The sequence below is a fragment of the Kribbella sp. NPDC049584 genome (genome assembly GCF_040675555.1).
Taxonomy (GTDB): Bacteria; Actinomycetota; Actinomycetes; order Propionibacteriales; family Kribbellaceae; genus Kribbella.
The window spans coordinates 19,831-44,274 of the sequence record NZ_JBFAPF010000014.1; the positions used below are offsets into that span (position 1 = coordinate 19,831).

Consider the following 24,444-nt stretch of genomic DNA (forward strand, 5'->3'; position numbering starts at 1 on the left):
GCGCCCGGCTGGTGTCGGGCGCCCCGTCGCGCAATTGTTGAGAAGTGAAGCAACAAGCTGACCCGAAGGCACCCAGCGGCACCAGGTGGCGCGGAGCCGTCGGCGGCATCCTCGCGGCACTCGCAGGACTCGCGGTCGGCAGCGTGGCGGCCGGCATTCTCGGCACCCCGCAGACGCCGGTTGTCGCGATCGGGTCGGCGTTCATCGACCGGGTGCCGCCGTGGTTGAAGGACCTCGCGATCTCGTGGTTCGGCACGCACGACAAGACCGCGCTCCGGGTCGGCATCCTGATCGTCGTGGTGATCCTCGCCGCGGTCGGCGGGATTCTCGCCGTACGGCGGTATTGGGCCGGCGCCCTGATCACGATCGGGCTGACCGCTGTCGCGATCGCCGCCGCGTTCACCCGCGCGGACTCAGGGCAGACCGGTTTCCTTCCGTCGGCGTTGGCCGGCGGCACCGCGCTCCTCATCCTGCGCATGTTCAGCCGTCGGCTCGAACCGCTCATCGACCATCCTGACGACGGCGCCAGCCGCCGCGGGTTCCTGCAGCTGTCGGGCGGGGTAGCGCTCGGCTCCGTGGCGTTCGCGCTGCTCGGCAAGGTCGTCGGCGGGAACCGCGCCGCGGTCGCCACCGCGCGCAAGCAGCTCCAGCTTCCGCAGCCGCCGTCCCTTACTGCGCCGGCCGGCGTTCAGGCCGATGGCGCCGTACCGTGGGCGACTCCGAACGACGACTTCTACCGCATCGACACCGCGCTCTCCGTGCCGCAGATCGCGCCCGCGGACTGGAAGCTGCGCATCCACGGGATGGTCGACCGTGAGATCACGCTGTCGTTCGACGACCTGCTGAAACGGCAGGTTATCCACAAGTGGGTGACGCTGACCTGTGTGAGTAACGAGGTCGGCGGCGACCTGATCGGGAACGCTCTCTGGTCCGGCGTGGTCCTGAAGGACCTGCTCGAGGAGGCCGGACCCTCCAAGGACGCGGACGCGATCCAGTCGACGTCGAAGGACGGATTCACCGCCGGTACGCCGCTTCCGACGTTGCTCGACGACCGGCAGGCGATGCTCGCGTTCGCGATGAACGGGCAGCCGTTGCCGGTCGAGCACGGGTTCCCGGTCCGCATCGTCGTACCCGGGCTGTACGGCTATGTGTCGGCGACGAAGTGGCTGGTGGACATCGAGGTGACGCGGTTCGACCAGTTCCAGGGGTACTGGACGCCGCGCGGATGGTCCGAGCTCGGGCCGATCAAGTTGTCGTCGCGGATCGACGTACCCGGCGGCAAGAAGCTCGACCCGGGTCCGGTGACGGTGGCCGGGGTGGCGTGGGACCAGCACGTCGGCGTGTCGAAGGTCGAGGTCCGGGTCGATGGTGGCCCATGGCAACAAGCGACGCTGGCGACTGACGCGTCGATCGACACTTGGCGGCAGTGGCACTGGACCTGGGACGCGCCACGCGGCAACCACGTACTGCAGGTGCGGGCGACCGACGACAAGGGCAACGCACAGGTCGAGTCCTCGGCGCCGCCGGCCCCGAACGGCGCAACCGGCCTTCACACCGTCAATGTGAAGGTCGGCTGACCGCTTCCAGAACCATCGGCAGGAAGGTGCGCTCGAGCTCGCCTGACGGTAGTTCGCGGGGCTCCAGGAGACTCTGTGAGCGGGCACCTTCGTGCAGGGCGATGACCAGGCGGACGAACCGTTCCGCCGGGACGCTCAGGGTGAGGCCGCTCGTCTCGACGATCTGCTCGACCATCTTCGTCAGGCTGTCGCGGAACATCGCGCGCTGCTGGTTGAGCGCCCGCGCCGCGTCCGGGTCGCGGAGCGCGTGCAGGGTGAACTCGGTGGAGATCAGATGCCACTGCCGCTCGTCCGGGGCGGTCTCGTCGAGCAGCCCTAGTACGGCGTCGAGCAGCGTGCCGGGCTGGTTCGCCAACTCCGGGAGCAGCGCCTCGATCTGCTCGAGCAGCCGGTCGGTCGTGGCCTGGAAGAGCGCGAGGACCAGCTCGTCCTTGGACGCGAAGTTCGAGTAGAACGCGCCGCGGGTGAAGCCGGCGCGCTCGCAGATGTCCTCGACCGACGCGCCGTGGAACCCGCGCTCGGCGAACACCTCCAACGCGCCTTCGAGCAGGCGGGCCCGGGTGTTGGAACGGCGGCGCTTGGGCGTTTCCATACGAGTAGGATACAGTTCTGTATTGAATACACAACCGTATTGAATCGGGGAACGCAGGATGGAGCTCGAGGCCGCCAGGATCAGCGTGCAAGGTCCGCACGCGACGATGCTGCACACCACGTCGGTGTCGGTCGCAGATCATCAGGTGGCGCTGCTGACCGGATACCCGGGCGCTGGGCACGTTGCAGCCGCGCTGGCTCTGTCCGGTCGGCTGAAGCCGGACACCGGGACAGTGCGGCTCGACGGGCAGGCTGATCCGGCTCTCCTCCGGCGACGGGTCGCCGTGGTCGACGCGCCAGGCATCACCGAGCCGGATGACGCTCTGCCCGTTCAGACGGTTGTGGGCGAGGAATTGGCCATCGCCGGTCGTAAGGCGGGCCGGAAGGCCGTGCTGGAGTGGCTGGACGAGCATGACGCCGCAGAACATGCCGGCAAGCGGTTCGAGCACCTGCCGGTCGCAGTACGGACCAGACTGCTCACGGAGCTCACGGTGGCGCGTCCCGACGTACAGGTGGTCATTCTGACCATGCCGGATCGACATGGTGGTGATCCGCACGGGTGGTTCGCGCTGGGACGCGATCTGGCCGCGCAGGGATACGGCGTGATCATCACGTGCGCTGACGCGTCCGCCCGGCTGCTGGACGTGAAGGCGGCGCAGCTGGGAGAGACGGACCAGCCTGACCCGGTGCAAGTCACTGCGATCGCTCCGGTTGCTCCGATCGATGCAGTTGAGGAGGAGGACGAGTGACCGCGCTGAGGATGGCTCTGAGCGAGTTGCGGCGTCTGACGGCCGGGCGGCTGCCCAAGTTGGCCGTGGTCGCGCTGCTGCTGGTGCCGGTGCTGTACGGCGGCCTGTACCTGTACGCGAACCACGATCCGTACGGCCGGCTGGACAAGATCCCGACGGCAGTCGTCGTCGAAGACGCTGGTACGACGCTGGCGACCGGCGAGAAGCTGAACGTCGGACCGGAGGTCGCCGCGGAGCTGGTGAAGTCGAAGAGCTTCGACTGGCACAAGGTCGACCGCGCGGACGCGACGTCGGGGGTGTCGGACGGGACGTACGAGTTCGCGCTGGTACTGCCGAAGTCGTTCTCGTCCGATCTTGCGTCGAGTGCGGAGTTCACGCCACGGCAGGCGCAGCTGGAGCTGCTGACGAACGACGCCAACAACTACATCGCGCACACGATCGCGAACCAGGTCGTTGCGCAGGTGACGAAAACTGTGGCGTCCGAGGTGAGCGAGACCGCGGCGTCGCAGCTACTCACGGGGTACAACACCATCCACAAGCAGGTGGGTTCTGCGGCTGCTGGTGCCGCGCAGCTGGAGAAGGGTCTGGCGTCGGCGGCGACAGGGGTCGGCAAGTTGCAGACTGGCGCTGCCCAGCTCAACACTGCGCAGAAGCAGCTGTCGGCTGGTGCGACACAGTTGGCGACGGGTACTGCGCAGGCGTCGCAGGGCGCGAGCTCGCTGGCTGCCGGTGCCTCCAAGCTGGACAACGGTCTGGGTACGTTGAAGCGGAAGACGGCGACGTTGCCGAAACAGACAAAGTCGTTGGCGGCCGGCGCGGATCAGGTTGCCGATGGCAACGAGAAGATCGCGGGCGCTGGAAAGCAGGTCGCGACCGCGTCGAGCACGCTGGTGAAGAACCTCTCGACGTTCGACGGCCAGCTCGCTGCGCGATTGAAGGCGCAGGGCTTCAGCCAGCACCAGATCCGCGAGGTTCTGCTGGAGACGGCGAAGCTGCGCGCTCCCGTCGTACAGGCGAACACCAAGATCCAGTCGACGTCGAAGCAGCTCAACCAGCTCGCCGTCGGGGCACGGAAGGTGTCGAACGGCGCGGCTGCGCTGGCGGACGCGACGCCTGCGCTGACGAGTGGGATCCGTACGGCGGCTGATGGGGCGGATCAGCTCAGCAGTGGCGCTGGTCAGCTGAAGACCGGGCTGGGGAGTTTGCAGACCGGTGCGCAGCAGCTCGCCGGCGGGGAGAGGCAGGCTGTCATCGGACAGGGGCAGTTGCTGACCGGCGTGAACAGTCTTGCCACCGGCGTGGGTCAGCTGAAGACCGGTGCAACGCAGCTGAACACCGGGCTGGCCAAGGGCGTCAAGCAGATCCCCAACCCGTCTGCCGACCAGCGCAAGGCTGTTGCCGAGACGCTGGGAGCTCCTGTCACCCTGCAGAACGTCTCTCAGGCGACGGCCGACAGCTACGGCGCCGGTCTGGCTCCGTTCTTCCTCAGCCTGGCTTGCTGGATCGGTGCGTACGTCCTGTTCCTGCTCGTCCGACCGCTGTCGCCGCGGGCGCTCGCTGCACTGCAATCGCCGTTCCGCGTTGCTCTTGGCGGTTGGTTGCCTCCGGCCCTCTTCGGTGCGATCCAGGCGACGCTCGTGTTCGTCGCCGTCGTTCTCGGCCTGGGGATTCACGCTGCTCATCCGTGGCTGACGGTCGGCTTCCTGATCCTGACGTCGTTCACCTTCGTCGCGATCCTGCACGCGCTGTCGGCCTGGTTCGGTGCTGTGGGCAAGTTCCTCGGTCTGGTGCTGGTGGTCGTTCAACTGGTGAGCGCGGGCGGTACATTCCCGTGGCAGACCATCCCGGAGCCGTTGTACTTCTTCCACCACGCGCTACCGATGAGCTACGCCATCGACGGCGTACGACACCTCATGTACGGCGGACCCGGCACGTCCCTCGGCCGCGACCTCCTTGCGCTGGGAGCATGGTTCGCCGTAGCACTGGCCGCGTCGACCCTGGCCGCCCGCAAACAACGCGTCTGGCCCGCCAAGAAACTCCAACCAGAACTGGTGCTCTAAATGGAAGACCTGGTTCGTACCGCGGGCGAACGCGAGATTCTGGAGGCGTTCCTGGAGTCGCATCGGGAGGTCACGGCAGACAAACTCCGCGGCCTCTCCGAGGCGGATGCACGCCGCCGGCTGGTGCCGTCGGGAACCACGCCGATCGGTTTGGTCAAACACCTCACCGGAGTCGAACGCAACTGGTTCCAGCACATCCTCGCCGGCCGCCCACGCGCCGAGATCTCCGGCGAGTCATACGGCGGCCCTGACAGCTGGCAGGTATCCGACACCGAGACGATCCCCGGCGTGATCGCAGCCTTCGAAGAAGCCTGCGCAGAGTCCCGCCGAATCACCGCCGCCCTACCCCTCGACCACCAGGTCCCCCACCCCGCCGGCGGCGACGTATCTCTCCGCTGGATCTACACCCACCTCATCCGAGAACACGCCCGCCACAACGGCCACGCCGACATCCTCCGCGAACAGATCGACGGAGCCACTGGCGCCTGAGCTCCGCAGTGCTGACCGGCAGGTCCTGGACGCGTACGCCGTCCTGAACCCGATTTCGAACCCGCACAGGGCGAGCACGGTTGGGGGTGACGCGCTGCCTGCAGACCGCAACAAGATGCCGACGCGGCAGAGGTGAGGATCGACCACGACCGCGCTGTCGGGTACGCCGTCGACCACGCTGATCGCTAGGCAACGCGGTCAGCGTCCGACGCGGTCGTGTCGCCCCACACAACTCCGCTCACCCCACGACCGACGTCCCGAACCTTGGGCGATGGCTCGGGCGGATGGCCTGGGGATGGCTCTGCTCCCCAGATCTCGGTGTCGATCGCGGTGCGCAGTTCGACGGTGTGGATGTTCTCGCGGCCGGTTGATTCGCGGAGTTTCCGGAGTACCTTCCGACCGATGGCCGATTCACGTACGGACGTGCTGAGGTTCGGGGGCTTGTCGGCGTCGCATCGTGCATCCGGCGGTTGCGGAGCAGGTCGAAGTACGGCCGGGGTGCTTGCCTCCTGCTGGTGGTTGTGGTGGGCGAGGGCCGGCTGGGATGGGATCTGGGCGGTGGTGGGTCGGCCCAGGCCGGGCGGACTACCTGTACGTCGCCGTCGACGATCGTGATGCACCAATGGCCGGCGTGGAGGTCGATGTGATGTCGGCGGCACAGGAGCACCAGGTTGGTCATGCTGGTCTCGCCGCCGTCGATCCAGGAGATCAGGTGATGGGCGTCGCACATGACCGGCGGGGCACCGCAGACCACGCAGCCTCCGTCTCGGGTGTTGAGCGCGCGACGCATCGCGCGAGTCACCAGGCGCTCGGAACGGCCGACGTCCAGCGGCTCGGACCTCGATCCGAGTACGAGCGGAATGATCTTCGCGTCACAGGCCAAGCGCCTGATCGCGGCCGCGGACAGCCCATCGCCGTGAACCGTATCGCCAATTGCGTCGGCGGTCGCGTCCTTTCAGATCCTGGAGATCGATCGTGACGGTGACGTTCGCCTTCGCCCCGAACCCGGGCACCGAGTCAGCGACTACACCGGCCGCACCACCTGAGCCAGACGCCTGGCTGTCTGCATCGTTCGGACGGGAGATGGCAGGGCGGGAGAGGGTTGGGCTTGGAGCGCCGGCGTCGAGGGCTGTGGCGGCAAGTGTGAGGGCCGTGGTGAGGGCGTCGGCTTGGCGTTTGTCCTGGGGGCGGGGGTCCGGGGCGCCGTCGATGGTTTTGTGTGGACGGGCGCCGGCATGGATCAGGGTGCGGAAGAGTTCGGCGTTCTCGTTGGCCAGGTAGCCGCGGAACTTCACGCCTCGGTCAGCGGCTGAGAGGGTCAGAGATTCGCGGGCGTAGGCCTTGTGTTCCTCGGGTTCTGGGCCGTCGGTGTCCAGTACGTCGCGGATCCGGGTGCCGGCGCGGCGGAGCTCGGCCGGGGAGAGGTGGCGGGCCAGGCCGACGAGTTCGCGCTCGGCGACTGCCAGATCCTCGACGGGGACGGTGTTCGGGACCTTTTCCAGGGCGGTCACGATCGCTTCGGCCTGTGCTGTCGACAACAGCACCCCGGCGATCACATCCGCATCGGCTTCCGCGTCATGAGCTTCCGGAGCCTGGACTTCTTCGATCTGAGTTTTGGCCGTGGTGGGGAGGGCTGCGGTGACGGCGGGATACTTCGGGAGGGACTGAGCCAGGTGGACGTCGCGGCGAGCTCGGGTGCGGTCGAGGCGGTAGCGGAACTCGAGGAGCCTCGCGGTGTCGTGGGCACCGACTTCTTGGGCGTGGCCGATCGTTTCCAGGCCGGCGAGGAGCTCGAGGCGGCGGGTCTCGTGGCGGGCGAGGAGGGCATGCAGGTGGTCGAGCTCGGTCAGCATGTCACTGCCGCTCATCGACCACACTGGTCGCAGGCCTGGCTCTTCCATACCCACAACCCTAGCCTGGCCCACCGACAGTTTTCGATCCCAGAACCCCTTGATTACAAGGAGATTCTGGATGGGAGTAGATTCAGGATGTCGTCCACAACCTGATCCACCTGTGGACAACTACTTGAAGTTGCTGCAGGCAACTATTGTTGACCGACGGTGCGCCGAGGAGTGGGCGAGCGGCGGCCACCCCACCCGACGGTACGCCGGGGGTGGAGCGGGCGGCGGCCGCGGGACGAGCGGCGGGTGCGGGTACTGGGCGGATGCGGGCGGACGCGGGCGAGCGCTGGACGCACGCTGGACGGCGGGTGTGGGTGCTGGGCGGAGCGACGTGGGCTCATGGCGTCAACGAGGTAACTCCACGCCAGGGCGCCGACGACGGGACAAGTGCAACGGTGCGGGTGGAGCGGCGCGGAGCGGGTGCAGAGCGTGCGGGGCTGACCACCTGGGGTGCTTCGGGCAACGGGCCAGACATTTCCCATCACCCCGCCCCGCCGGCCGCAGGTGTCGAGCAAGCATTCGGTCGCGCGATAAGCGCGCACCGCGGGCGGCAGCCCGCAAGTCCCGGCGGCAGCCGGAAGACCCGGCGATAGCCCGGAAGGTCCCGGCGGCAGCCGGAAGGTCCGGCGATAGCCGGAGGGGATGCACCGGCGATGAGCCGGGGGGTGGGTGGGTGCGGGCGTAGCGGCCGCGGGAGGAGCGGAGCGACGGAGCGGGTGCGTAGCACGCGGGGTTGAACGCACTCCCCTGGCTGGCGGGTTACTGGTTGACGAAGGTGGCGGTTTCGGTGAGGAGTTGGTTGGTGGTGGGTTGGTCGAAGAAGGTTATGAGGGCCTCGTAGGTGCCGGCCTCGGCGGCTGAGGGGTCTACTACGTAGCCGTAGTAGCCGTCGGTGTAGCCGATTACTCGGGTTATGGGGTGGGTGCTGTCGGACTGGAGGCAGGCTCCGTGGACGGCGAAGAGTTCTACGGGGAGGTTGATCCAGCAGACGTCGCCCATGGTGACCGCGCTGACGGGCAGGTCGAGGGTCGGGGGAAGCGTGGCGGCGGCCATCAGGGCTTGGCCGCGGGCGCCGTCGAGGCGGGTTTGGGAGATGCGGCCGGACGGGTCATCGGCGGCGGCTTGGGCGGTCGTGGTGGCTCCGGATGCGGTTGTGGTGGGTCCGGATGCCGTCGCGGCATGCTCGCCGGCGGTGACGACCTTTTCGACGGCGGTGGCGAGTTTTTCGGATTCGTCGGCGGGTGGGATGTTCCGGACCGGCAGCGTCAGCGTCGTACGGCGGATCTTGGGAGGCGACTGAGGCAGGTCCAGGCCGGGGCCCGCCAACGCCTCGCGGACGCGCCCTGCCAGCAGACTGCCCAAGCGGGTGACTTCGGCGGCGCCGCGGCCCTGGCGGGTGAAGCGGGGGCTGACGTCGCCGGCGGCACCTTGGAGGAAGCCGACGACGGCGGGGGCCAGGGCCGCGCGAGCCGCGCCGGGCCAGTCGGCGGAGTACCGCAGGTTCTCGGGGCCGTACGTCGTCGGGTGGCACGCGAAGTCGAGCAGCACCGCCTCGAGCGAGCCCGACAGCGAGTGCAGCGCGAGGATGCCGGCGGTGTTGTCGTGTGGACCGTTGCGGCGGTGCCGGTTGGTGCCGACGCCGATCACCTCGACCGACCGCCACGACGCGGTCACCGGCTGCCGCTCGAGCTCGGCGCTCCGCACCACCCCGACCAACGCGTCGACCAGTGAGCGCTCCTGCTCAGCTGGGATGACGGGATGAATCTCGCCGGTCCATCCCGCCGGCCCCGAGTGGGTGTGCGACGCGGAGACGACCACGTGCGACGGCGGAATGCCGGCCGCGGTGCCGGCGGCTTCCGCGAGTTCGCAGGAGAGCGCGGAGCTGACCGCGATCGAGTCGAGGGTGAGCCAGAGCACACCGGGGTCGTCCACGCTCGACAGCCAGATCAGCGTGGCGCACAACGGGTCCGCAGTACCGGTCGCGACACCGGCGCGGGCGGAGTACCCGTCGAGCCGGTGGCCGGGCGGCGGGGTGACGTCCAGCGACGTCGCGGCCAGGAGGAGTTCGGTCACGAGGGGGCTCCCACAGTCGTACCGGCACTAATCTGACGATGGAAGCCAAGATAAACGGTCAACACCGGAATTATCGAGGTCGTCTCGGCGAGGGGCCGCGTACGGCGGTCGAGCAGGCGCATACGACAAGTGTCTATCGGACCGGAAGGGCGCCGACCAGACGGGCCGTGATCTCCATCGGATTGGTGATCGCGGTCCCGACCACGACGGCGTACGCGCCCGCATCGCAGACGGTACGGACGTCGTCCGGCGTACGGATCCTGCCTTCGGCGATGATCGGGCAGGTCAGTCGCGCCGCGAGCTGACGGACCAGGTCGATGTCCGGCCCGGTCGGCGTACGGCCGTCGGTGTATCCCGACAGCGTCGTGGCGACGAAGTCGGCGCCCGCGTCCTGGGCCGCGAGACCAGCGTCGAGGCTGTCCACGTCGGCCATCACCGGCACGCCGAGCTCGTCGTGGATCCGGGCGATCTGCCGGTCCAGCCGCTGTCCGTCGGGCCGCGGCCGGAGGGTTGCGTCGAGCGCGACCAGGTCCGCACCGGCCGCGACCACACCGGCGGCAGACTCGTACGTCGGCGTGATGAAGACGCCGGCCGGATCGCCGAGCTTGTGCAGTCCGACGATCGGCAGATCGGTCACCGCGCGGATCGCGGCGATGTCGTCCGGCCCGTTGGCCCGGATCGCGCCGGCGCCGCCTGCCTCGGCGGCCTGCGCCATCAACGCCATCGCGGCGGGGCCGTGGATGGGGTTCTCGGGGCCTGCCTGGCAGGACACCACGAGGCTGCCACGGGCAAGAGTTCTCATCGGCGGTGCGTCACGATCAGGTCGGCGTACGTGCCGGTGGCTCCGGTTGCGAGTCGTTCTGCACCGTCGAGCGAGTTTCCGGCCGCGGGCGTGAGCCGCGCGCGCGGCGGGAGTGCGTCACGGACCGGGGCCAGCAGTTGCTCGCCCGCGCCGTTGAAGAGCCCGCCGACGCAGGCGACCGGCACGGAGCCCTCACCGGCCAGTTGTGCGACGGCGGCGCCGATCGTCTCGGCGATGTCTTCAGCCGCGCGTACGACGAGATCGTGCGCGACCGGATCGCCCTCGCCCGCACACCGCAGTACTTCGGGAGCGAACCGGGCCACGTCGTCGACCAGCGTCGATGAGCGGTAGAGCGTGACGGGATCGAGCGCTGTGTCCGCGAGCTTGGTGACCGGCCCGCGACCATCACGTGAGCGCTGTACGGCGACCAGACCAGCCCGACCGATCGCGAACGCACTGCCGGCGTCACCGAACAGGTACCCGTGCCCGTCGAGCTTCCGCCACGTGCCGTCCCGGTCGACCGCGAGACAGACCAGGCCGGTGCCGGCAGCAACCACCACGCCGTACCCCTCGGGCAGCGCTCCGGCGTGCGCGGTAACCATGTCCTGGGTCAGTCGCACCTCGTCGGCGTTCAGTAACTCGCCGACATCGGCCGCAAACTTCTCCGCAGCGCCGGGGCCTTGCGGGTACCCAGTGAGACCGAGGGCAGCGATCTCGATCCGCCCCGTCACCTCGGCCTCCGCCGCAGCTGCGCCGATCGCGTCGAGCATCTTCCTCAGCGCATCCGGTCCGTGCGTGTAGCCAGGCCCCTTGCCGGTCCGGCCAGACGGGAGAACACGGAGTCGAAGGGCGGACTGACCGCCATCGATGGCAATGCGGCTCATGCGGTGATCCAGTACGACTAGTCGGTGCCAGTGGTTCACCGCAGCGTACTCACGAGCCTCCCCGGCGCCATAGGGGGAGGAGAGGCGCTAGCCGGGAAGGACTGCTTCAAACTGATCCAGAAGCGTCGCCAGCGGTACGCCGGTGAGCTGGATGCTCGGCTGGACCCAGTCGTTGAGGATCGGGTCTTCGGTGGCCAGGTGGCCGGAGAGCTCGGTCTGGCTCAGCTCGAAGACATGGGCGGGGTTCCCGGTGAGGTCGACGACGGTCTGCATCAGCCGGCCGACCTGCTCCTCCCACAGCACGTCGACGAACTCGTGCCGGTCCGGGCGGATGAGCAGCAGGTCCACGTCGCTGTCCAGGTCCCCGTCGCCGCGCGCGATCGCGCCGTACACGCTGGCGTGGACCGGCGGGATCCGCCAGCCGCTGATCTCGTCGGCCAGCCGGCTGACCAACGTACTGCGGAGGTTGGCGAGCTGGTCGACGATCGGGGCCAGGATGTGCTTGCGATTGAGGCGATAGAGCAACGAATTGCCGAGATCGTCGACGTGGACGAGCCCGGTCGCTGCCAGCCGTTGGAGCACGAGCCGCACACCCGCGACACTTCCCGACTCCGCGAGCTTGTGGATCTGGCGGCCGGACAGCCCCTCCTCGGCCCGCGCGAGCACCAGCAACACCGGCCCGTCCAGGGACGGCACCACTGTGCTGATCGGGCTCTTCAGATCCATAACCCGTCTCACCCTAGTGATCACCCGACAGCTCAAGTAATCACCGTGACGCGTCAGTGACCCTGCACGTCGGCGCGGCGCGACGGAGTGAAAACAAGCACGCTTGATTCTTTTTGGTGGGCGTGGGACGCTCGGCGCACGGTCTCCTGGTGAGGGAGTGCAGCGTGCAACTGGATGACGTGCTGGCTGATTTGTGGGCCGAGAGTGCGGAGCTGGATCGGTTGGTCGGTGGGCTGGCCGCGGACGAGTGGGCGACGCCTACGCCGGCCGAGGGGTGGACGATCGCGCACCAGATCGCACACCTCGCCTGGACGGATGAGGCGGCGCACTTGGCCGCGACCGATCCGGAGGGGTTCCAGGCCTCGCTGCGTACGGCGGCCGCCAGCCCCACGACGTACGTCGACGAGGGTGCGGCGGAGACCGCGGCGCTGCCGCCGGAGCAACTGCTCCCGTACTGGCGGGAGACCCGCGCGGAGGTGGCCGAGGCGCTGAAGAAGGTGCCGGCAGGCGAGAAGGTGCTCTGGTACGGGCCGCCGATGAGCCCCACCTCGATGGCGACCGCGCGACTGATGGAGACCTGGGCGCATGGGCAGGACGTGTTTGACGCCCTCGGCGTACGACGGCAGCCGAGCAACCGGCTGCGCCATGTCGCGCATCTTGCGGTGCGCACGCGGGACTTCGCGTACCTGCTCAACGACCGCACGCCGCCGGCCGAGCAGTTCCGCGTCGAGCTGACCGGACCGGACGGTGATGTCTGGTCCTGGGGACCGGAGGACGCGACTCAGCGGGTGGGTGCCCCGGCGCTGGACTTCTGCCTGCTGGCGACACAGCGGCGGCATCGCGACGACCTGACGGTCGAGGCCGAGGGTGCTGATGCTGAGGAGTGGCTGGGGATCATCCAGGCGTTCGCCGGGTTGCCCGGGAAGGGTCGGCGGCCGGGGCAGTTCGCATGACCGAGCCGATCCGCATCGGGAACGCGTCGGGGTTCTACGGGGACCGGTTCAGCGCCGTGCAGGAGATGCTGACCGGCGGCCCGCTGGACGTGCTGACCGGCGACTACCTGGCTGAGCTGACGATGCTCATACTCGGCCGGGATCGGCTGAAGGACCCAGCACTGGGATATGCACGGACCTTCCTCAAGCAGCTGGAGAGCGGGCTTGGGGAGGCGCTCGACCGGGGCGTGAAGATCGTCAGCAACGCGGGCGGTCTGAACCCGTCTGGTCTGGCGCAGGCGATCGCCGAGTTGGCCGACAAGCTTGGACTGCATCCGAAGATCGCGTACGTCGAAGGCGACGATCTGCTGCCCCGCGCCGCGGAGCTGGACCTCGGACAACCGCTGACGGCCAACGCATACCTCGGTGCTTGGGGGATCGCCGAAGCGTTGCAGGCGGGAGCGGACGTGGTCGTGACGGGACGGGTCACCGATGCGTCGGTGATCGTCGGGCCGGCCGCCGCGCACCACGGGTGGAAGCGGACGCAGTACGACGAGCTAGCCGGCACGGTCGTCGCGGGGCACGTGATCGAGTGCGGCTGCCAGGCGACCGGTGGGAACTACGCGTTCTTCAGCGAGATCCGTGACTTCGGCCGGCCCGGGTTCCCGATCGCGGAGATCCACGCGGATGGCAGCAGCGTGATCACGAAGCACGACAACACCGGCGGCGCGGTCACGATCGACACGGTCAAGGCGCAACTGCTGTACGAGATCACCGGCGCCCGGTACGCCGGTCCGGACGTCACGGCCCGCCTCGACACGATCGAGCTCTCCGCCGACGGCCCGGATCGCATCAAGATCTCTGGCGTCCGCGGTGAAGCCCCGCCGCCGACGTACAAGGTCTCGTTGAACAGCGTCGGCGGATTCCGCAACGAGGTCGACTTCGTGCTGACCGGGCTGCAGCTGGAGCAGAAGGCCGAGCTCGTCCAACAGCAGCTCGAGCAGGCGCTCCCGCAGCGGCCGGCCGAACTGAAGTGGACGCTCGCGTGGACCGAGAAGCCGAACGCTGAGTCTGAGGAAGAGGCGAGCGTCTTTCTCCGTTGTGCGGTGAAGGATCCGGATCCGAAGGTCGTCGGCCGCGCGTTCAGCAGCGCCGCGGTCGAGCTGGCACTCGCGAGCTACCCGGGCTTTCACGTCACCGCGCCGCCCGGCGACGGTTCGCCGTACGGCGTGTTCCGGGCCGGGTACGTCGACATCCACGAGGTCGAGCACGTCGTCGTACTCCCCGACGGCACTCGCACCGTGATCGAACCGGCCGCCGAGACCCAGCCGCTGGAGCCCGTCGACGACATCGAGGAGCCGATGCCGCTGCTCCAACTGTCGAGCGGACCGCCGCGGACGCGCGAGGTCCCGCTCGGCCGCATCGCGGGCGCGCGCTCCGGCGACAAGGGCGGCGACGCGAACGTCGGCGTGTGGGTGCGCGACGAGAAGGCGTGGCGCTGGCTCGCGCACACGCTGACGGTCGACCTCTTCAAGCAACTGCTGCCCGAGACCCAGCCGCTGACCGTGACCCGCTACCTCCTGCCGAACCTGTGGGCGGTCAACTTCGTCGTCGAAGGAATGCTGGGCGAGGGCGTCGCGGCCCAGGCCCGGTTCGACCCGCAGGCCAAGGCGGTCGGCGAGTGGCTGCGCTCCCGGTACGTCGACGTACCGGAGGTCCTGCTGTGAACTCCTTCCGGGACTCGGTCCGGCGGTTCATGGACGCCGAGGTATTGCCCCAGCTCGGCCAGTGGGAGCGCGATGGTGAGCTTCCGCGAGAGCTGCACAAGAAGGCCGGGGCGATCGGCCTGCTCGGGGTCGGCTTCCCGGAGGCGGTCGGTGGCGGCGGCGGATCGTTGCTCGACGCGATCGATGTGGTCGAGGAGATGCACTACGCCGGCGGGTCCGGCGGCTTGGTCGCCTCGCTCCTGACCTGCGGAATCGCACTGCCGCATATCGTTGCTGCGGGCAATCACGAGCAGATCGAACGATGGGTTCGGCCCACGTTGAACGGCGAGCTGATCGGCGCGCTGGCGATCACCGAGCCCGGTGGCGGATCGGACGTGGCCGCCATTCGTACGACGGCTCGGCGTGAGGGCGACGTGTTCGTCGTCAACGGCGCGAAGACCTTCATCACCTCGGGCTGTCGCGCGGACTTCGTGACGACCGCGGTCCGCACCGACGGCCCGGGCGCCCACGGGATCAGCCTGCTGGTGATCGAGCAGGGGTTCGAGGTGTCGCGGCGGCTGGAGAAGATGGGGTGGCTGTGTTCCGACACCGCTGAGCTGTCCTTCACCGACGTGCGGGTTCCGGTGGGCAATCTCGTCGGAGCGCAGGGGTCCGGGTTTGTGCAGCTTGCGGTGAACTTCGTTGCCGAGCGGCTGACGCTCGCCGTGCAGGCGTACGCCGGGGCTCAGCGGGCGCTTGACCTGACAGCGGCTTGGTGCCGCGCCAGAGAGACGTTCGGCAGGCCGCTGATCTCGCGGCAGACCGTGCAGCACACGTTGACCGAGATGGCTCGGCGGATTGATGTGGCGCGGGTGTACGTGCGTTCGGTGGCTGAGCGGGCAGACCGAGGTGAGGACGTGATCGCCGAGACCTGCTTCGCGAAGAACACCGCGGTCGAGGCCGGCCAATGGGTTTGCGACCAGGCGCTCCAGCTGCACGGCGGACTCGGCTACATGCGGGAGGCCGAGGTCGAACGCCAGTATCGGGACCAGAAGATACTCGCCATCGGCGGCGGCACCACCGAGATCCTGACCGGCCTTGCCTCCAAGAGACTGGGGTTCACTGCATGAGCAACCGTGAGGCGATGCTGGAGAAGCTCGTCGCCCTCGATGCCGAGCACGCGAAGGCGCTGGCCGGCGGCGGCGAGAAGTACGTCGATCGCCACCACAAGCGCGGCAAGCTGCTCGCACGGGAGCGGATCGAGCTGCTGCTCGACCCCGACTCGTACTTCCTCGAGCTGTCGCCGTTGGCCGGGTGGGGTTCGGACTTCACCGTCGGCGCGAGCCTGGTGACCGGGATCGGCGTCGTCGAAGGTGTCGAGTGCCTGATCACCGCGAACGACCCGACCGTCAAAGGCGGCGCGAGCAATCCGTGGACGCTGAAGAAGGCCCTCCGGTCGGACGAGATCGCCCGGGCGAACCGGCTGCCGGTGATCAGCCTGGTCGAGTCCGGCGGCGCGGATCTGCCGACGCAGAAGGAGATCTTCATCCCAGGCGGCGCGATGTTCCGCAACCTGACCCGGCTGTCGGCCGAGGGGATCCCGACGATCGCGCTGGTGTTCGGCAACTCGACCGCGGGCGGCGCGTACATCCCCGGCATGAGCGACTACGTCGTGATGGTCGACGGCGGCGCGAAGGTGTTCCTGGCGGGACCGCCGCTGGTGAAGATGGCGACCGGTGAGGAGGCGGACGACGAGTCGCTCGGCGGCGCGTCCATGCACGCCCGGCAGTCCGGTCTCGCGGACTACTTCGCGGTCGACGAGCAAGACGCGATCCGGCTCGGGCGGCAGATCGTGTCCCGGCTGAACTGGCGCAAACAAGGCCCGGCACCCAAGCCGTCGTACGACGAACCGCTGCTCGACCCGGACGACCTGCTGGACATCGTGCCGGGGGATTTGAAGATCCCGTTCGATCCGCGGGACGTGATCGCACGGGTCGTGGACGGCTCGATCTTCGACGAGTTCAAACCGCTCTACGGTTCGTCGCTGGCGACCGGGTGGGCATCGGTGCACGGGTATCCCGTCGGCATCCTCGCGAATGCGCGCGGCGTCCTGTTCAGCGAAGAGTCACAGAAGGCGGCGCAGTTCATCCAGCTGGCGAACCGCGCGAACACGCCGCTGATCTTCCTGCACAACACCACCGGCTACATGGTCGGCCAGGAGTACGAGCAGGGCGGGATCATCAAGCACGGCGCACAGATGATCAACGCGGTGTCGAACTCGACGGTCCCGCACATCTCGATTCTGATGGGCGCGTCGTACGGCGCCGGGCACTACGGGATGTGCGGACGGGCGTTCGATCCACGGTTCCTGTTCGCGTGGCCGTCGGCGAAGTCGGCGGTGATGGGACCACAGCAGCTCGCCGGCGTCCTGTCGATCGTCGCGCGCGCGGCCGCGGAGGCCAAGGGGCATCCGTACGACGAGAACGCCGACGCGCAGATGCGGGCGTACGTCGAGGGGCAGATCGAGGCGGAATCCCTGCCGATGTTCCTGTCCGGCCGGTTGTACGACGACGGCGTGATCGACCCGCGTGACACCAGAACGGTCCTCGGCATCTGCCTGTCCGCCATCCACTCAGCCCCGGTCGAAGGCACCTCGTCCTTCGGCGTCTTCCGGATGTGAGGCGCATGTTCACGACTGTGTTGGTGGCGAACCGGGGCGAGATCGCCCGGCGGATCTTCCGTACGGCGCGGTCGCTGGGGTTGTCGACGGTCGCGGTGTACTCGACCGCCGATGCTCGGATGCCGTTCGTCGACGAGGCGGATGCCGCGGTCGAGCTGCCCGGGAACACGCCGGGTGAGACGTATCTGCGGGCGGACCTGATCGTCGAGGCGGCGGTGCGGGCCGGCGCGGACGGCGTACATCCGGGGTACGGATTCCTTTCGGAGAACGCCGGGTTCGCGCAGGCGGTGATCGACGCCGGGCTGACGTGGATCGGGCCGCCGGTGGATGCGATCTCGTCGATGGGGTCGAAGATCGAGGCGAAGAAGCTGATGGCGGCAGCCGGGGTGCCGGTTCTGGCCGAGCTCACGCCGGCCGAGGTGTCCGCCGACGATCTGCCGGTGCTGGTCAAGGCGTCGGCCGGTGGTGGCGGGCGCGGGATGCGGGTGGTCACCGAGCTTGCCGACCTGCCCGGCGAGATCGACGCGGCGTCGGCCGAGGCGTTGTCGGCGTTCGGCGACGGGACGGTGTTCTGCGAGCGGTACCTGGCGGCCGGTCGGCACATCGAGGTGCAGATCATGGCCGACCAGCACGGGACGATCTGGGCGGTCGGGGAGCGCGAGTGCTCGATCCAGCGCCGCCACCAGAAGGTCGTCGAGGAGGCACCGTCGCCACTGGTCGAGCGGATCCCGTCCATGCGCGCGCCGCTCTTCGATGCAGCGCGGAAGGCCGCTGCCGCGATCGGGTATGTGGGAGCTGGGACGGTCGAGTTCCTCGCGGACGAGGAAGGCAACTTCTACTTCCTCGAGATGAACACGCGCCTGCAGGTCGAGCACCCGGTCACCGAGGAGACCACTGGCCTGGACCTCGTGGAGCTCCAGTTCGCGGTCGCGGCCGGCGAGCACCTCCCGGCGGATCCTCCACCCACTGTCGGTCACGCGATCGAGGTCCGGCTGTACGCCGAAGACCCGTTGAACGACTGGCAGCCGCAGACGGGCACGCTCCACCGCTTCCGGGGGGAGCGAGGAGGCGCCCTCGCCCCTCCAGCAGGCGCGGCGGCGCGGGTGCGGGTGGACTCCGGGGCTGAGGATGGGTCGGAGGTGTCGCCCTACTACGACGCGATGTTGGCGAAGGTGATTGCGGCCGGGGCTGACCGCGCTGCGGTCGCCCGTCAGCTGGCCGGCGCGCTGCGGCGCTCCACGATTCACGGGATTGGGACCAACCGGGATTTGCTCGTGTGGATCCTGCGGCACCCCGCGTTTCTGGCCGGCGACACCGACACCGCGTTCTTCGACAAGCACGGGGTCGGGAAGCCGCCGGACGAGGCGGTGGTGCGGGTGTCGGCGCTGGCTGCGGCGTTGGCTGATGCGGCCGGACGTGAGGCGCCGGTGCGAGTGCCGAGCGGCTGGCGGAACCTGCCGTCGCAGCCGCAGCGGAAGAGCTATCGGGTCGGGGAGGTCGTGCATGAGGTCGCCTACCGCATGGCACGAGACGGTTTGGTTGCTGATGGCAACGTGCGGCTGGTGGAAAGTGCGCCGGAGCGGGTGGTGCTGGAGGTTGACGGCGTACGACGAGTGTTCGACGTGGCGGCGTACGACGGGGTGACGTGTGTGGACTCGTCCCTCGGCAGCGTCGCGCTGACTCCGGTCGAGCGGTTCACGGATCCGGCGCGGCAGGTGGCGGCGGGGTCGTTGGTGGCGCCAATGCCGGGGACGGTGATCCGGGTCGGCGTGCAGATCGGCGACAAAGTTACCCAAGGGCAACCGCTGCTGTGGCTGGAGGCGATGAAGATGGAACACACGATCGCTGCGCCGGTCGACGGGGTGGTCGGTGAGCTCACAGTGGAAGCGGGACAACAGGTCGAGGTCGGCGCCGTACTAGCGGTTGTTGGGGAGGAAGCATGAGCTTCGTGGAGTCCGAGGAACGCCGGGAGCTGCGGAAGGTCGTCAGCGAACTCGGCAAGAAGTACGGCTACGAGTGGTTCAACCGGCAGGCGCGGTCCGGCGGGCACACGACCGAGCTGTGGCTGGAGGCCGGCAAGCTCGGCTTCCTCGGCGTCAACCTCCCCGAGCAGTACGGCGGTGGAGGCGGCGGCATGGGCGACCTGTCGATCGTGCTCGAGGAGCTCGGCGCGGCCGGCTGCCCGCTGCTGATGCTGGTCGTCTCACCGTCGATCTGCGGCACGGTGATCTCCCGCTTCGGCACCGACGAGCAGAAGCAGACCTGGCTGCCCGGCCTGGCCGACGGTACGACGATCATGGCGTTCGCGATCACCGAGCCCGACGCCGGCTCGAACTCGCACCAGATCACGACGACAGCCCGCCGTACCGACGACGGCTGGTCGCTGAGCGGTCGAAAGGTCTTCATCTCCGGACTCGACGTCGCGAAGGCAGTGCTCGTCGTCGGCCGCACCGAGGACGCAAAGACCGGCAAGCTGAAGCCCGCGCTGTTCATCGTGCCGATCGGCGCGCCGGGCGTGGAGTTCCAGCAGATCGAGATGGACCTGATCAGCCCGGACAAGCAGTACGCCATGTTCCTCGACGACGTACAGCTCCCGCGGGAAGCGCTCGTCGGCTCCGAGGATGCCGCGCTGATGCAGCTGTTCGCGGGGCTGAACCCCGAGCGCATCATGGCGTCCGCGTTCGCGATCGGGATCGCGCGGCACGCGCTCGACAAGGCAACGGCGTACGTGAAGGAGCGACAGGTCTGGAAGGCTCCTATCGGCGCGCACCAGGGTCTCGCGCATCCGCTCGCGCAGATCAAGATCGAGCTCGAGCTGGCCCGCCTGATGATGCAGAAAGCCGCCGCGCTGTACGACGCGGGCGACGACATGGGCGCGGGCGAGGCCGCGAACATGGCGAAGTACGCCGCCGGCGAGGTCGCCGTCCGGGCCACCGACCAAGCTGTCCAGTCGCTCGGCGGCAACGGCATGACGGTCGAGTACGGCGTCGCGTCGCTCGTCGCGGCCGCCCGGGCGACCCGGATCGCGCCGGTCAGCCGGGAGATGATCCTGAACTTCGTCGCACAACACAGCCTGGGACTGCCGAAGTCGTACTAGAAGGAGTGGGGCAATGATCATCACCAGTGAGTTCCCGCCCGTCGAGGTGCTCGACGTGCCGATCCACGAGGCAGTTCTCGGCAGAGCGCAGGAGTACGGCGACCGGCCGGCCATGGTCGACGGAGTCACCGGGAAAACGCTCAGCTACGCCCAGCTCGATCACATGACCCGCCGGGTCGCGGCCGGGCTCGCCGAGCTCGGGATCCAGCATGGTGACGTGATCGCGCTCTACAGCCCGAACACGATCCTCTACCCGGTGGTGTTCTACGGCGCCACTCGCGCCGGCGCGACCGTGACCACGGTGAACGCGCTCTACACCGCGGACGAGCTGCACAAGCAGTTGATCGACTCGAAGGCGAAGTTGCTGGTGACGATTTCGCTGTTCCTGCCGGTTGCGACCGCGGCTATCGGGGGGACGGACGTCTCGGAGATCTTCGTCTGCGACCAGGCCGACGGGTACCGCTCGGTGGCCGAGTTGCTCGCGTCGACCGCGCCGGAGCCGTCAGTGACGATCGATCCGGCCGAGGACGTGGCCGTGCTGCCGTACTCGAGTGGGACCACCGGCGCGGCCAAGGGCGTGATGCTCACGCACCGGAACATCGGGACGAACATCTCCCAGGCGGAGGTGATGATCACGCTCGAGGAGGAGGAGCGGATCATCGCGATCCTGCCGTTCTTCCACATCTACGGGCTGTCCGTGCTGATGAACCTGCCGCTGCGGCTCGGCGCGACGGTTGTCGTCCTGCCGAAGTTCGAGCTGCAGCAGTTCCTGACGACGCTCGATGAGCAGCGGATCACGCGTGCGTTCGTCGCGCCGCCGGTCGTGCTGGCGCTGGCCAAGCACCCGGCCGTGGACGGGGTGGACCTGTCGGCGTTGAAGCACGTGACGTCCGCGGCGGCGCCGTTGGACGGTGAGTTGGCCGAGGCGTGTGCGAAGCGGCTCGGGCTGCACGCCGTACTGCAGGCGTACGGGATGACGGAGTTGTCGCCGGGCACCCACGCCGTACCGCAGGACGACCCGGAGCCGCCGCCCGGTGCCGTCGGCAAGCTGTTCCCGTCGACCGAGATGCGGCTGGTCGGTGCCGATGGCAACGATGCGGACGAGGGCGAGATCTGGATCCGCGGACCGCAGGTGATGAAGGGGTACCTCGGCCGGCCGGCCGACACCGACGCGACGATCGACCGGGACGGGTGGCTGCACACCGGCGACATCGGGCGGACGGACGCGCGCGGATATCTGTACGTCGTGGATCGGGTGAAGGAGCTGATCAAGTACCACGGGTACCAGGTGCCGCCGGCCGAGCTCGAGGCGGTACTGCTCACCGATGACCGGATCGCCGACGCGGCCGTGATCGGGGTCAGTGCTGACGGCAACGAAGTACCGAAGGCGTTCGTGGTGCCGATGCCCGGTGTCGAGCTGACCGAGGCGGACGTGATGGAGTACGTCGCCGCGCGGGTCGCGCCGTACAAGAAGATCCGGCAGGTGGAGTTCATCGACGCGGTCCCGAAGGCGGCGTCGGGGAAGATCCTGCGGCGGGAACTACGTGCTCGCGAGGCCGCGCGTGAGTGAGGTGCTCAAGGCGCCGCAACAGGACCGCTCGCGGGCGACCCGGCAGCGGTTGTTGGAGGCGGCGGTCGAGTCCCTGGCCGAGGTCGGGTACGCCGCGACGACGGTGAGCGTCGTGGCGACGCGGGCCGGGGTGTCGCGGGGAGCGGCGCAACATCACTTCCCGACGCGGGCGGATCTGTTCGCGGCGGCGGTCGAGTACATGACCTCGGTGCGGCTGGCCGAGATCCGCGAGCAGGCGGCGGCGTTGCCGGTGGGTCCGGGGCGGACGGAGGCGATCGTCGGGATGCTGGCGGACGTGTACACGGGCCCCTTGTTCCGGGCGGCGTTGCACCTGTGGGTGGCGGCCTCGACCCAGGACGCGCTGCGACAGCAGATCGTGCGATTGGAGTCGCATGTGGGGCGGCAAGCGCACCGGGCGTTGCTGGAGGTGCTGGAGGTCAGTGAACGCACGCCCGGCGTCCGCGAAACCGTCCAGGGCGTGCTGGACATGGCGCGCGGGCTCGGCCTGGCCGACTTGCTGACGGACGACAGCGCCCGCCGCCGCGGCATAGTGCGCCAGTGGAGCCGGATCCTCGATCAAGCCCTCCGCGACCCGGGTGTGTGACCGAACGCCCGCCGGAACGTGTCGATGAACGCACTGGCCGAGGCCCATCCGGTCCTGTGCGCCACGCGAGTCACCGACTCACCGTCGGCCAGCAGAATCAGCGCCTCATGCAACCTGAGCTGAGTCCGCCACTGCGGAAAGCTCATCCCGAGCTCCGCCTTACACAGTCGGCTCAGGGTGCGCTCACTCGCGCCAACCTCCCACCCCAGCTCCGCCAACGTGCGCCTGTCGGCTGGGTCGCGCCGCAACTGCTCGCAGACCGCTGCGAGCCTTGGGTCCCGCGCAGCGGGCAGATACGTAGCCCGCTGATCTGACCGCTGCAACTGATCGAGCAGCACGCCCCGCAAACGCTCGCGCTCCGCAGACTTGCCACGCTGCAGGCGGGCTGCGGACCCGCTGGGCGCTCCTGCGCCGCCCTCCTCCTCATCCGATGTGTAGGCGAGGAGGAGTTCGCGGAGGAGCGAGCTGACCACAAGTGCTGACGGAGCCTCCAACTCGAGCGGGTTCTCTTCGAGGCCGACTGTGTGGAGGGTGGTTTCGCCGTAGGCGCGATGTTGGTGGAGGGTGCCGGCCGGGATCCAGATGGCTCGAGTGGCCGGGGCTACCCAGCTGCCGGCGTCAGTGGTGACCGAGAGGACGCCTCGTCCGGCGTACACGATCTGGTGGCGGTCGTGCCAGTGCGCCTCGATGCCGCCGCCGGCTTCGATCGGGCGGTGGCCTATGGTTGCGGGACGGTGGCGGGTTTCCGGCATAGGCTGTCATTTTATCGGAAGCCGGACAACCCGCCCCGCGACAACGATCGAGTGGTGAGAAGACTTCGACCGATCGGACTGATGGCGACCGGCCACGCGTGTGTGGACATCTACCAGGGCAGCGTGCCGGCACTCGTCCCGTTCCTGGTTGCCGAGCGCGGTCTCGGGTACGTCGCAGTGTCCGGCATCACCTTGGCCGCGACCCTGCTCTCGTCCGTCGTCCAGCCGGTGTTCGGCGTACTGACCGACCGGCGTCCGCTGACCTGGCTGATCCCGGTCGCGATGACCACCGCCGGCCTCGGCATCGCACTCATCGGCGTCGGTCACACCTACATCCTGAGCTGGCTCGCGGCCGCACTCTCGGGGCTCGGCGTCGCGGCGTACCACCCCGAGGCGGCGCGGATGGCCCGCGTGGTGAGCGGTGGCAGCCACGTCGGCATGAGCTGGTTCTCGGTCGGCGGGAACGTCGGGTTCGCCCTCGCACCCGTCCTCGTCACCCCGATCATCGCCGCCGGCGGCCTCGCGCTGACCCCAGTGCTCGTCGTCCCCGCGCTCTTCGGCGCGGCGATCACCTCCTGGGCGATCCGCTCACGCGTCACCGACGCGGTCACCCGCCGAGAGGCAGAAGGCACCGACGACTGGCCGTCGTTCCTGCGCTTGTCGGCGATCATGATCTGCCGCTCGGTCGTCTTCGTCGGCCTCGGCACGTTCATCGCCCTGTACGCCGGCCGGCGAGTCGACGGCAGTACGACGACCGGCGGCGTCGCCCTGTTCATCCTCTTCGCCGCGGGCGCACTCGGCACCTTGATCGGCGGTCGCCTCGCCACCCGGTACGGACGCGTCCGCACGCTGCGCTCGTCGTACGCCGTCGCAGTGCCGGCGATCGCCTGTCTGGTGTTCATCCCCGGCCCCGCATTCTTCGCCTTCCTGGCATGGACCGCGATCGCGATGTCGATCCCGTTCTCACTGCACGTGACGCTCGGGCAGGACTTCCTCCCGGGACGCGTCGGCACGGCGGGCGGCATGACCCTCGGCCTCGCCGTCAGCATCGGCGGCGTCGCCACCCCGGTCCTCGGCATGATCGCCGAACACACCTCACTCCAACTCGCCCTGAGCACCCTGATCGCGCTCGCCTTCTGCTGCACCCTGATCGGCCACACGATCTCCGAGCCGACCACGGCGCGCGTCGCCGTCCAGTAGGCGGGCGGCGCGTGGGGAATTGTTGTCGGTTCACATAGATTGATCAGTAAT

The 24,444-nt window shown here is 68.8% G+C and carries 21 protein-coding genes; 13 read left to right on the forward strand and 8 right to left on the reverse strand.

The features are described from left to right. Nucleotides 1-44 precede the first annotated feature (44 nt). The gene (locus AB0J62_RS35650) at nt 45-1,577 is read left to right on the forward strand and encodes a molybdopterin-dependent oxidoreductase (protein WP_363881100.1); all 1,533 of its coding nucleotides are present in this window, start codon (nt 45-47) and stop codon (nt 1,575-1,577) included. On the opposite strand, the gene AB0J62_RS35655 is transcribed toward AB0J62_RS35650, so the two are convergent. Continuing rightward, the gene (locus AB0J62_RS35655; RefSeq protein WP_363881103.1) at nt 1,558-2,169 is read right to left on the reverse strand and encodes a TetR/AcrR family transcriptional regulator; all 612 of its coding nucleotides are present in this window, start codon (nt 2,167-2,169) and stop codon (nt 1,558-1,560) included. The two genes, AB0J62_RS35650 and AB0J62_RS35655, sit on opposite strands and share 20 nt — an antisense overlap. A gap of 58 nt (nt 2,170-2,227) precedes the next feature. Here AB0J62_RS35655 and AB0J62_RS35660 point away from each other — a divergent pair, with 58 nt between their 5' ends. Genes AB0J62_RS35660 through AB0J62_RS35670 form a run of 3 tightly spaced genes read left to right on the forward strand, consistent with a single transcriptional unit; the run spans nt 2,228 to nt 5,466 of the window. Then, a complete protein-coding gene (locus AB0J62_RS35660; RefSeq protein ID WP_363881106.1) occupies nt 2,228-2,917 on the forward strand; it encodes a hypothetical protein in 690 nt (229 codons plus the stop codon). Further along, nucleotides 2,914-4,977: a YhgE/Pip domain-containing protein gene (locus tag AB0J62_RS35665; RefSeq protein ID WP_363881109.1), complete on the forward strand. Its 2,064-nt coding sequence runs from the start codon at nt 2,914-2,916 to the stop codon at nt 4,975-4,977. Before AB0J62_RS35660 ends, AB0J62_RS35665 begins: the two co-directional genes overlap by 4 nt. Continuing rightward, a complete protein-coding gene (locus tag AB0J62_RS35670; protein WP_363881112.1) occupies nt 4,978-5,466 on the forward strand; it encodes a DinB family protein in 489 nt (162 codons plus the stop codon). Nucleotides 5,467-5,704: 238 nt separating this feature from the next. On the opposite strand, the gene AB0J62_RS35675 is transcribed toward AB0J62_RS35670, so the two are convergent. From AB0J62_RS35675 to AB0J62_RS35700, 6 genes are all read right to left on the reverse strand, one after another. Next, entirely contained in the window at nt 5,705-6,400 is a 696-nt protein-coding gene (locus AB0J62_RS35675; RefSeq protein ID WP_363881550.1) for an HNH endonuclease, read from the reverse strand. Next, nucleotides 6,339-7,367: a DUF222 domain-containing protein gene (locus AB0J62_RS35680; RefSeq protein WP_363881115.1), complete on the reverse strand. Its 1,029-nt coding sequence runs from the start codon at nt 7,365-7,367 to the stop codon at nt 6,339-6,341. Before AB0J62_RS35680 ends, AB0J62_RS35675 begins: the two co-directional genes overlap by 62 nt. 759 nt (nt 7,368-8,126) lie before the next feature. Beyond that, nucleotides 8,127-9,440, reverse strand: coding sequence for a hypothetical protein (locus tag AB0J62_RS35685; RefSeq protein ID WP_363881118.1), 1,314 nt, complete (start codon nt 9,438-9,440; stop codon nt 8,127-8,129). A gap of 133 nt (nt 9,441-9,573) precedes the next feature. Further along, nucleotides 9,574-10,242 (reverse strand): putative N-acetylmannosamine-6-phosphate 2-epimerase, encoded by a 669-nt coding sequence (locus AB0J62_RS35690; protein ID WP_363881120.1) that lies wholly within the window; start codon nt 10,240-10,242, stop codon nt 9,574-9,576. Then, on the reverse strand, nt 10,239-11,126 hold the full coding sequence (locus AB0J62_RS35695; RefSeq protein ID WP_363881122.1) for a BadF/BadG/BcrA/BcrD ATPase family protein: 888 nt from the start codon (nt 11,124-11,126) through the stop codon (nt 10,239-10,241). Before AB0J62_RS35695 ends, AB0J62_RS35690 begins: the two co-directional genes overlap by 4 nt. Nucleotides 11,127-11,213: 87 nt before the next feature. Further along, entirely contained in the window at nt 11,214-11,852 is a 639-nt protein-coding gene (locus AB0J62_RS35700) for a hypothetical protein (RefSeq protein ID WP_363881124.1), read from the reverse strand. A gap of 164 nt (nt 11,853-12,016) precedes the next feature. On the opposite strand from AB0J62_RS35700, the gene AB0J62_RS35705 reads away from it, so the two are divergent. Genes AB0J62_RS35705 through AB0J62_RS35740 form a run of 8 tightly spaced genes read left to right on the forward strand, consistent with a single transcriptional unit; the run spans nt 12,017 to nt 22,441 of the window. Further along, nucleotides 12,017-12,805 carry a TIGR03084 family metal-binding protein gene (locus AB0J62_RS35705; RefSeq protein WP_363881126.1) on the forward strand — a complete coding sequence of 263 codons (789 nt, stop codon included), beginning with the start codon at nt 12,017-12,019 and terminating at the stop codon, nt 12,803-12,805. After that, the gene (locus AB0J62_RS35710) at nt 12,802-14,511 is read left to right on the forward strand and encodes an acyclic terpene utilization AtuA family protein (RefSeq protein WP_363881127.1); all 1,710 of its coding nucleotides are present in this window, start codon (nt 12,802-12,804) and stop codon (nt 14,509-14,511) included. Before AB0J62_RS35705 ends, AB0J62_RS35710 begins: the two co-directional genes overlap by 4 nt. Continuing rightward, nucleotides 14,508-15,620 carry an acyl-CoA dehydrogenase family protein gene (locus AB0J62_RS35715; protein ID WP_363881129.1) on the forward strand — a complete coding sequence of 371 codons (1,113 nt, stop codon included), beginning with the start codon at nt 14,508-14,510 and terminating at the stop codon, nt 15,618-15,620. The genes AB0J62_RS35710 and AB0J62_RS35715 overlap by 4 nt, the downstream gene beginning before the upstream one ends. After that, a complete protein-coding gene (locus AB0J62_RS35720) occupies nt 15,617-17,170 on the forward strand; it encodes a carboxyl transferase domain-containing protein (RefSeq protein WP_363881131.1) in 1,554 nt (517 codons plus the stop codon). The genes AB0J62_RS35715 and AB0J62_RS35720 overlap by 4 nt, the downstream gene beginning before the upstream one ends. Before the next feature lie 5 nt (nt 17,171-17,175). Then, nucleotides 17,176-19,113, forward strand: a complete 1,938-nt coding sequence (locus AB0J62_RS35725) for a biotin carboxylase N-terminal domain-containing protein (protein WP_363881133.1) — start codon at nt 17,176-17,178, stop codon at nt 19,111-19,113. Beyond that, entirely contained in the window at nt 19,110-20,267 is a 1,158-nt protein-coding gene (locus AB0J62_RS35730; protein ID WP_363881134.1) for an acyl-CoA dehydrogenase family protein, read from the forward strand. Before AB0J62_RS35725 ends, AB0J62_RS35730 begins: the two co-directional genes overlap by 4 nt. Before the next feature lie 13 nt (nt 20,268-20,280). Beyond that, the gene (locus tag AB0J62_RS35735) at nt 20,281-21,837 is read left to right on the forward strand and encodes an AMP-binding protein (RefSeq protein ID WP_363881135.1); all 1,557 of its coding nucleotides are present in this window, start codon (nt 20,281-20,283) and stop codon (nt 21,835-21,837) included. Further along, nucleotides 21,830-22,441 carry a TetR/AcrR family transcriptional regulator gene (locus AB0J62_RS35740; RefSeq protein ID WP_363881137.1) on the forward strand — a complete coding sequence of 204 codons (612 nt, stop codon included), beginning with the start codon at nt 21,830-21,832 and terminating at the stop codon, nt 22,439-22,441. The genes AB0J62_RS35735 and AB0J62_RS35740 overlap by 8 nt, the downstream gene beginning before the upstream one ends. On the opposite strand, the gene AB0J62_RS35745 is transcribed toward AB0J62_RS35740, so the two are convergent. Then, nucleotides 22,414-23,193: a helix-turn-helix transcriptional regulator gene (locus tag AB0J62_RS35745; RefSeq protein ID WP_363881138.1), complete on the reverse strand. Its 780-nt coding sequence runs from the start codon at nt 23,191-23,193 to the stop codon at nt 22,414-22,416. The two genes, AB0J62_RS35740 and AB0J62_RS35745, sit on opposite strands and share 28 nt — an antisense overlap. Before the next feature lie 54 nt (nt 23,194-23,247). Between AB0J62_RS35745 and AB0J62_RS35750 the strand changes: the two genes are divergently transcribed. Continuing rightward, complete coding sequence (locus AB0J62_RS35750; RefSeq protein WP_363881140.1) at nt 23,248-24,393, forward strand: MFS transporter; 1,146 nt, start codon at nt 23,248-23,250, stop codon at nt 24,391-24,393. Nucleotides 24,394-24,444 lie beyond the last annotated feature (51 nt).

What these genes read in the sequence shown, in the direction of transcription:
- AB0J62_RS35655 (WP_363881103.1), bottom strand. Translation starts at nt 2,169, where the DNA reads ATGGAAACGCCCAAGCGCCGCCGTTCCAACACCCGGGCCCGCCTGCTC.
- AB0J62_RS35660 (WP_363881106.1), top strand. Translation starts at nt 2,228, where the DNA reads ATGGAGCTCGAGGCCGCCAGGATCAGCGTGCAAGGTCCGCACGCGACG.
- AB0J62_RS35670 (WP_363881112.1), top strand. Translation starts at nt 4,978, where the DNA reads ATGGAAGACCTGGTTCGTACCGCGGGCGAACGCGAGATTCTGGAGGCG.
- AB0J62_RS35680 (WP_363881115.1), bottom strand. Translation starts at nt 7,367, where the DNA reads ATGGAAGAGCCAGGCCTGCGACCAGTGTGGTCGATGAGCGGCAGTGAC.
- AB0J62_RS35690 (WP_363881120.1), bottom strand. Translation starts at nt 10,242, where the DNA reads ATGAGAACTCTTGCCCGTGGCAGCCTCGTGGTGTCCTGCCAGGCAGGC.
- AB0J62_RS35695 (WP_363881122.1), bottom strand. Translation starts at nt 11,126, where the DNA reads ATGAGCCGCATTGCCATCGATGGCGGTCAGTCCGCCCTTCGACTCCGT.
- AB0J62_RS35700 (WP_363881124.1), bottom strand. Translation starts at nt 11,852, where the DNA reads ATGGATCTGAAGAGCCCGATCAGCACAGTGGTGCCGTCCCTGGACGGG.
- AB0J62_RS35710 (WP_363881127.1), top strand. Translation starts at nt 12,802, where the DNA reads ATGACCGAGCCGATCCGCATCGGGAACGCGTCGGGGTTCTACGGGGAC.
- AB0J62_RS35720 (WP_363881131.1), top strand. Translation starts at nt 15,617, where the DNA reads ATGAGCAACCGTGAGGCGATGCTGGAGAAGCTCGTCGCCCTCGATGCC.
- AB0J62_RS35725 (WP_363881133.1), top strand. Translation starts at nt 17,176, where the DNA reads ATGTTCACGACTGTGTTGGTGGCGAACCGGGGCGAGATCGCCCGGCGG.
- AB0J62_RS35730 (WP_363881134.1), top strand. Translation starts at nt 19,110, where the DNA reads ATGAGCTTCGTGGAGTCCGAGGAACGCCGGGAGCTGCGGAAGGTCGTC.
- AB0J62_RS35735 (WP_363881135.1), top strand. Translation starts at nt 20,281, where the DNA reads ATGATCATCACCAGTGAGTTCCCGCCCGTCGAGGTGCTCGACGTGCCG.
- AB0J62_RS35745 (WP_363881138.1), bottom strand. Translation starts at nt 23,193, where the DNA reads ATGCCGGAAACCCGCCACCGTCCCGCAACCATAGGCCACCGCCCGATC.